The sequence below is a fragment of the Kitasatospora sp. NPDC056783 genome, assembly GCF_042789895.1.
Taxonomy (GTDB): domain Bacteria; phylum Actinomycetota; class Actinomycetes; order Streptomycetales; family Streptomycetaceae; genus Kitasatospora.
Genome location: NZ_JBHUAF010000439.1, coordinates 1 through 6,899, shown reverse-complemented (window position 1 = coordinate 6,899; position 6,899 = coordinate 1). Strand labels below are relative to the sequence as shown.

Here is a 6,899-nt window from a genome sequence, read left to right as displayed (position 1 = left end):
CCTCCCGCCCACCCTCCGGGAGCCCGCGGACCGCCGCCAACAGGGCTGCTGCCTCCGGGTGACGCGCCGCCGGGTGACGAGGCCGCCGGGGCGTGCCGGACACGGCCTACGAGAGCCCCGAGCCCTCCTGCTCGTCCGACTCCACCACGGCCCGCTCCTCGCGCAGCCGCACCACCTGCCGGCGTCGCGCGACCACGCCGTACGCCCCGGCCGCGCTCGCCACGAAGGCCGCCAGGCCGACCCACGGCCGGTCGAAGACGTGGCCGGTCAGGTGGTCCAGCGAGTACCGGCCGGCGCCGGCCAGGCCGATCGCCAGCCCGGCCGCGCCGAGGAACGCCGGGTACTCGTAGCCGCCGGACATGGCGAAGAAACCCGCCGGGGCGTGCACCGACACCGCGCCCGCCATCGTCCCGGCCACCACCGCGCCGGCCGCCGGGGTGGCCAGCCCCGCCACCAGCAGTGCGCCGCCGCCCGCCTCGCCGACACCGGCCGCGAGCGCGCTCTGCCGGGCCGGGTGGAAGCCCATGTGCTCCATGGCCTCGGTGGTGCCCTCCAGGCCGCCACCGCCGAACCAGCCGAACAGCTTCTGGGTGCCGTGCGCGATCAGCACCCCACCGACCGCGCCGCGCAGGGCCAGCAGGCCCAGGTCCTTACGGTTCAGACACATGTCGCGTCCTCGTTTCGGTCTCGGCGGAGGAGTGAACCGCCTCGGCGGCGGTCCTGCTTCCATGGCACCCGAGAGCGCCCGTCCCTTCGAGCCGGGACCGCCATCCGGGCGAATTCGCCGCCGATCGGGAATGAACCCGCCGAGCGGAAGCGGACCGCCTGGCCGGGCCGTGAGCGCGCCGCCGACCGGAGAGATCCACGCCACGCCCGGCCGCGGGGCGTGGCGGGCCGGGCACCCCCGGCCCCGCGGTCATGCTTGGCCCATGTTCGTCTTCAACCTCGCCAGCGCCTTCATCACCTTCTTCGCCGTGGTCGGACCACCGAAGACCCTGCTGGCCTTCGCCCGCCTGGCCGGGACCCGCAGCAACCGAGAGCTGCGCCGGTTGGCGGCGCTGAGCACGGCGATCTCGGCGGTCATCGGCCTGGTGCTCGGCTTCGGGGCCGACGAGCTGACCACGCTGTTCCACATCAGCGACGAGTCGCTCCGGATCGCGGGCGGGGCGATCTTCTTCGTCTACGCCGTCGCCCTGGTCTTCGGCGTCCACCTCGGCGCGGAGGGCGACGAGGACGAGCACCTGGCGAACCCGCTGGTGGACGGCATCCGCGAACTGCTGCTGCCGTACATCGCCAGCCCGCTGGCGATCACGGCCGTCCTGGTCGCCTCGCTCAACCAGAACAACTGGGGCTGGAAGGCCGCCGTCTCCGGGGCCTACGTAGCCGTCGCGGTGATCAACTACCTCTGCGTGGCGGTGCTCGCGCCACTGATGCGGCGCACCCACCGGACCTCCCTGGAGGTGCTGTCCCGGCTGCTCGGACTGCTGCTGGCGGCGGTCGGCGTGGAGCTGTTCCTGGAAGGCCTGGCGGGGCTGGGGGTGCCCCTGCCCGTGGGGCACTGAGCCGGGGCCGCCGGATGGACCGGGGGGCGGCGGGCTACCAGGCGAACCGGGGGCGGCCGGACCGGGGGCGGCCGGACGGACCGGGGGGCGGCCGGGCCGGCGGTCAGGCCGCCGCGAGGCGGGCCAGCACCCCGCCGATCCGTTCGCGCACCAGCGGGTCCGCGACCAGCCCGTCCGGGCCGACCGCCCCGCGCTCCAGCGGAATCCGGACGCAGGCCCCGTCCAGCACGACCGCCCCGGTGTAGCCGAGGACGGTGCGCAGGGTGGCCTCGGCGCCCAGGCCCCGGCCCGGCCCGGCGGCGTTGATCCAGGCCGCGGGCTTGTCCGAGATCTCGACCCCGCCGACCGTCCAGTCCAGCAGGTTCTTGAACGCGCCGGGCAGCGTCCCCGCGTACTCCGGGGTGCAGACCAGCAGCGCGTCGGCCGCCTCGATCGCGACCCGCAGCGCGGCCACCGGCTCCGGCGGCGGGTCGGTGTCGTGGTCCGGGTTGAAGGGCGGCAGCCCGGCCAGCCCGGCGTAGTACGTGGTCCGCAGGCCCGGGGTGGCGGCGGCCACCGCGGCGGCCGTGCGCAGCACCGTCTCGTTGGCGGAGCCGGCCCGCAGGCTCCCGGGCAGCAGCAGGATGTGGCGCTCGTTCGGCATGCCCGGGAACCTACTCCCTGACGCCCGCGTCAAGGCCGGCCGACGCCCCGGCGGTGGTCAGCGCGGTTCCACCGGCCGCCAGAACACCGGGCTGGAGAGGATCATCGAGCTGGACGGCTGGCCGTAGCCGCCGAGCCGGTCGCACACCGCCTCGAACTCGGCCATCGTCGACACCGCGACCAGCAGCACGCAGCACGCCCCGCCGGTGACCCGGTGCAGCTGGACCACCTCCGGCCAGGTCGCCACCTCCGGGTCCCGCAGCACGCAGCGCGGGCCGTAGCACTGGATCTGGACCAGCGCGGTGATCGGCAGCCCGGCCCGGGTGAGGTCCACATGGGCGTGGTAGCCGCTGATCACCCCCTCGGACTCCAGCCGGCGGACCCGTTCGGCCACCGCGGGTGCGGACAGGCTCACCCGGCGGGAGAGTTCGTTGTACGAGAGCCGGGCGTCGGCCTGGAGCTCGGCCAGCAGACGGCGGTCGACGGCGTCCAAGACGGCCTCCCGGGCGGTCGGGATCACGGTATTTCCGTTCACAAGGCGAATCGGCCGAACGCCTCGCGAACGACAGGTCCGGAGGCGGTTGCGATGCCCGTCGACCATTCAAGCGGGGGGCACCGCCGCCGCACAATGGGCACCGGTGGAACCCGGCGGTCCGTCCGGGTCACAGGACCGGGCTCCCCGGGCCCGGCCCGCTGGACCGGACCCACCGAACCGGGTCCGGCCGGACCGGGCGACGGGGCCCGGAGGGATCAGGAGGATCGGGATGGGGCACGACACGGTGGAGACACCCAACCTGTCGTTCGGTCGGGCCGGCGCACCTGGCCGGGGCACCCCGTACGCCCAGTACGTGCGCCTGGAGGAGCTGCACGGCCTGCAGCACCCGCGCAGCGAGGAGCCGGCCGAACTGTCGTTCATCGTCACCACCCAGGTGATGGAGCTGTTGTTCGACCTGCTGCGGCACGAGTGGACGCTCGCCCGGCAGGCCCTGCGCGAGGACGACCTGACCACCGCGCTGGCCGCGCTGCGCCGGGGCACCCACGCGCAGGACGTGCTGGTGGAGTCCTGGGACCTGCTGGCCACCATGACGCCGCGCGAGTTCAACTCCTTCCGCTCGCTGTTCGGCGAGGCCTCCGGCTTCCAGTCCGCCGCCTTCCTGCACCTGGAGTTCCTGCTCGGCAACAAGAACGCCGCGCTGCTGAAGATGTACGACGGGATGCCCGCGACGCAGGCCGAACTGGCCGAGGCGCTGCGCTCCCCCGGCCTGTACGACGAGGCGCTGGCCCTGCTGGCGCGCCGCGGCCTGGCACCGCGCCCGGCGGCCTCCGAGCAGCGCTACCAGCCGTCCGCGGAGGTCGAGGCCGCGTGGCGGCGGGTATACACCGAGCCGGAGTGGGCGGCGCTCCAGCCGCTCGGCGAGGCCCTGCTGGACGTGGCCGAGCGGGTCACCCGGTGGCGCCAGCGCCACCTCTCGGCGGTCAAGCGGACCATGGGCGGCAAGCCCGGTTCGGGCGGCTCCAGCGGGCTGGTCTGGCTGCGCAAGTCGGCCGACCAGGACGTGTTCCCGGAGCTGTGGACGATCCGGGACGAGCTGTGACGGGCCCCGCGCCGCAACCGCAGGACGAGGAAGGGACGGGAATGACCACGCGTGAGGAGTGCGCGGCGCTGGACGCCGTCGACCCGCTGGCGGAGTTCCGCAAGGAGTTCGCGCTGCCGGACGGGGTGATCTACCTGGACGGCAACTCGCTGGGCGCGCTGCCGGTGCGCACGCCCGAGCGGGTGCGCCGGGTGGTGGAGGAGGAGTGGGGCCGGGAGCTGATCCGCAGCTGGAACGACGCCGGCTGGTTCGAGCAGCCGTACCGGCTGGGGCGGCGGATCGCGCCGCTGATCGGCGCCGACCCGGCGGAAGTGGTCGTCTGTGACACCACCTCGGTCAACCTGTTCAAGGTGCTGTCGGCCGCGCTGCGGCTGCGGCCGGGCCGGGGCACGGTGCTCGGCGACGCCGAGGCCTTCCCGACCGACCTGTACATCGCCGAGGGCGTGACCGGCCTGGCCGAGGGCGCCCGCAGCGCGCTGATCCGCCCCGAGGAGCTGGACCGGCACCTGGACGGGGACGTCGCCGCGGTCGTCCTCTCGCACGTGGACTACCGCACCGGCGAGTTGCTCGACATGCCCGGGATCACCGCCCGGGTGCGGGCCGCCGGCGCGCTGATGATCTGGGACGTCTGCCACTCGGTGGGCGCCCTGCCGGTCGAACTCGACGCCGCCGGCGCGGACTTCGCGATCGGCTGCACCTACAAGTACCTGAACGGCGGCCCCGGCTCGCCGGCCTTCCTGTACGTCGCCGAGCGGCACCTGGCGGCCGGCCCGCTCCAGCCGCTGAGCGGCTGGTTCGGCCACGCCCGGCCGTTCGCCTTCGAGCCCGGGTACGACCCGAAGCCGGGCATCGGCCGCTTCCTGACCAGCTCGCCCTCACTGCTCGGCCAGGCCGCGCTGGACGCCTCGCTGGACCTCTGGGAGCGGGTCGACCTGGCGGCGGTCCGGGCGAAGAGCCTGGCGCTGACCGACCTGTTCGTCTCGCTGACCGAGGGGCTGGACGGCATCGAGGTGGTGACCCCGCGCGAGCACGCCCGGCGCGGCAGCCAGGTCGCGCTAAGGCACGCCGACGGCTACCCGGTGGTGCAGGCCCTGATCGAACGCGGGGTGATCGGCGACTTCCGCGCGCCGGACCTGATGCGCTTCGGCTTCACCCCGCTCTACCTGTCGTACACCGAGGTCCGGGACGCGGCCCGGCAGTTGGCCGAGGTGCTGGAGAGCGGCGAGTGGCGGGCCGAGCGGTTCTCCCGCCGGGGCGAGGTGACGTAGCGGGCGGGCCGCCCCCGGGGGCGGGTGGAACCGGGACAAGTGGAACCGGGGGCGGGTGGAACCGGAGGCCTGCCGTTCTTTGGCATTAATAATGCCCAGCATTAAACTGGGGCGCATGGCAAGGACACCGGCGGGCCACGAGACCCGCGAGAGGCTGCTGCGGGCGGCGGAGGAACTCTTCGCCTCCCGGGGCGTGGAAGCCGCCCTGACCAGGGACATCACCCGGCTGGCCGGGCAGAGCAACCCGTCCGCCGTGCAGTACCACTTCGGATCCCGCGAGGGCCTGCTCGACGCGATCATGGCCGGCCGCCAGGAGCGCACCGAGCGGGCCCTCGCACCGCGCCTGCCCGCGCTCGCCGACGCGGACCTGCCCGGACTGCTCGACGCCCTGATCGCGGCCGAGGCCACCGAACTGCGCACCGAACAGGGCCGGCGCTGCCTTCGGATCTCCGCACAGATCAGCCACAGCAGCGGGGTCCGCACCCGGACCCCGCACCCCACCCTGGCCGGCGGCGGCTACTGGCGGCTGATCGAACTGGTCGAGGAGCGGATCTCCGCCCTGCCGGAGCCGATCCGGCTGGAGCGGATCGACCTGGTCCTCACCCTCATCGGCGCGGCCCTGGCCGACCGGGCGCAGCAGTACCTCACCGGGTCCACCCCCCTGACGGACGAGGAGACCTTCCTCGCCGACCTGGTGACGGTGTCCGCCGCCATGCTCTCCTCCCCCGCCCCCCGAAGGAGCACGTCATGAACGACCTCACCGGCAAGACCGTCATCATCACCGGCGGCGCCCGCGGCCTCGGCGCCGAGGCCGCCCGGCTCTCCGTCGCGGCCGGGGCCGCCGTCGTGATCACCGACGTCCTGGACGACGACGGCGAGGCCACCGCGGCCGAACTCGGCGAGCGGGCACGGTTCGCGCGGCACGACGTGACCTCGGAGCAGGACTGGCAGCGCGTGGTGGACTTCGCGGTGGCCGAGTTCGGCGCGGTGCACGGCCTGGTCAACAACGCCGGGATATCCACCGGTTCGCTGCTCGCGGACGAGAGCGTCGAGCACTTCCGCAAGGTCCTGGACATCAACCTGACCGGCGTGTTCATCGGGATGAAGACCGTCGTCCCGGCGCTGCGCGCGGCCGGCGGCGGCTCGATCGTCAACATCTCCTCCGCGGCCGGCCTGATGGGCCTGGCCCTGACCGCCGGCTACGGCGCCTCCAAGTGGGGCGTGCGCGGCCTGAGCAAGATCGGCGCGGTCGAGCTGGGCAGCGAGCGGATCCGGGTCAACTCGGTGCACCCGGGCATGACCTACACCCCGATGACCGCCTCGGTCGGCATCCGGCGCGGCGAGGGCAACTACCCCAACACCCCGATGGGCCGGGTCGGCGAGGCGCCCGAGATCGCCTCCGCCGTGGTCTACCTGCTCTCCGACGAATCCTCCTACGTCAACGGCGCCGAACTGGCGGTGGACGGCGGCTGGACCACCGGCCCGACCGTCAAGTACGTCATGGGGCAGTGACCCTCCCCCTCCCCGAGGCGTCCGGAGCACGGTGACGCGACCCCGGAGGCCTCCGTGACACAGCTGATGTCCGGGCCGAGTTCGATCGACATCACCCTTGGGAATTCTCGAAATTGATGGCACATCAGATTCAGGAGAGGCGTGCTTGACCCTCGAACTCGGCCCGCTGAAGCCCGAACCCGCCCAGCGGCGCCCGGTGGAGCGCTTCTTCGAGACGAACCAGCCTGCGGGGCCGTCCGGTTCGCCGGGTCCTCGACGAGCCGTCGACGGCCGGACGGGGACCGGGGCGGCACCGCGAGGACGACGAGGACGACGCAGGC

The 6,899-nt window shown here is 73.8% G+C and carries 8 protein-coding genes; 5 read left to right on the top strand and 3 right to left on the bottom strand.

Features of this window, described 5'->3' with window-relative positions:
- Window positions 1-106: 106 nt before the first annotated feature.
- Window positions 107-667 (bottom strand): DoxX family protein, encoded by a 561-nt coding sequence (locus ACFRMQ_RS36170; RefSeq protein WP_380735071.1) that lies wholly within the window; start codon window positions 665-667, stop codon window positions 107-109.
- A 262-nt stretch (window positions 668-929) separates the two neighbouring features.
- On the opposite strand from ACFRMQ_RS36170, the gene ACFRMQ_RS36165 reads away from it, so the two are divergent.
- Entirely contained in the window at window positions 930-1,562 is a 633-nt protein-coding gene (locus ACFRMQ_RS36165) for a MarC family protein (RefSeq protein WP_380735070.1), read from the top strand.
- 103 nt (window positions 1,563-1,665) lie between these two features.
- Here the strand turns inward: ACFRMQ_RS36165 and ACFRMQ_RS36160 are convergent, their stop codons facing one another.
- Window positions 1,666-2,205: an NADPH-dependent FMN reductase gene (locus ACFRMQ_RS36160; protein WP_380735069.1), complete on the bottom strand. Its 540-nt coding sequence runs from the start codon at window positions 2,203-2,205 to the stop codon at window positions 1,666-1,668.
- A 57-nt stretch (window positions 2,206-2,262) separates the two neighbouring features.
- Window positions 2,263-2,724 carry an Lrp/AsnC family transcriptional regulator gene (locus tag ACFRMQ_RS36155; protein WP_380735068.1) on the bottom strand — a complete coding sequence of 154 codons (462 nt, stop codon included), beginning with the start codon at window positions 2,722-2,724 and terminating at the stop codon, window positions 2,263-2,265.
- Between the two features lie 244 nt (window positions 2,725-2,968).
- Between ACFRMQ_RS36155 and ACFRMQ_RS36150 the strand changes: the two genes are divergently transcribed.
- The 4 genes from ACFRMQ_RS36150 (at window position 2,969) to ACFRMQ_RS36135 (ending at window position 6,579) form a co-directional block, all read left to right on the top strand.
- Complete coding sequence (locus ACFRMQ_RS36150) at window positions 2,969-3,799, top strand: tryptophan 2,3-dioxygenase (RefSeq protein WP_380735067.1); 831 nt, start codon at window positions 2,969-2,971, stop codon at window positions 3,797-3,799.
- 41 nt (window positions 3,800-3,840) lie between these two features.
- Window positions 3,841-5,067: a kynureninase gene (gene kynU, locus ACFRMQ_RS36145; RefSeq protein ID WP_380735066.1), complete on the top strand. Its 1,227-nt coding sequence runs from the start codon at window positions 3,841-3,843 to the stop codon at window positions 5,065-5,067.
- A gap of 115 nt (window positions 5,068-5,182) precedes the next feature.
- On the top strand, window positions 5,183-5,818 hold the full coding sequence (locus ACFRMQ_RS36140) for a TetR family transcriptional regulator (RefSeq protein ID WP_380735065.1): 636 nt from the start codon (window positions 5,183-5,185) through the stop codon (window positions 5,816-5,818).
- Window positions 5,815-6,579 carry a glucose 1-dehydrogenase gene (locus tag ACFRMQ_RS36135; protein ID WP_380735064.1) on the top strand — a complete coding sequence of 255 codons (765 nt, stop codon included), beginning with the start codon at window positions 5,815-5,817 and terminating at the stop codon, window positions 6,577-6,579. The genes ACFRMQ_RS36140 and ACFRMQ_RS36135 overlap by 4 nt, the downstream gene beginning before the upstream one ends.
- Window positions 6,580-6,899 lie beyond the last annotated feature (320 nt).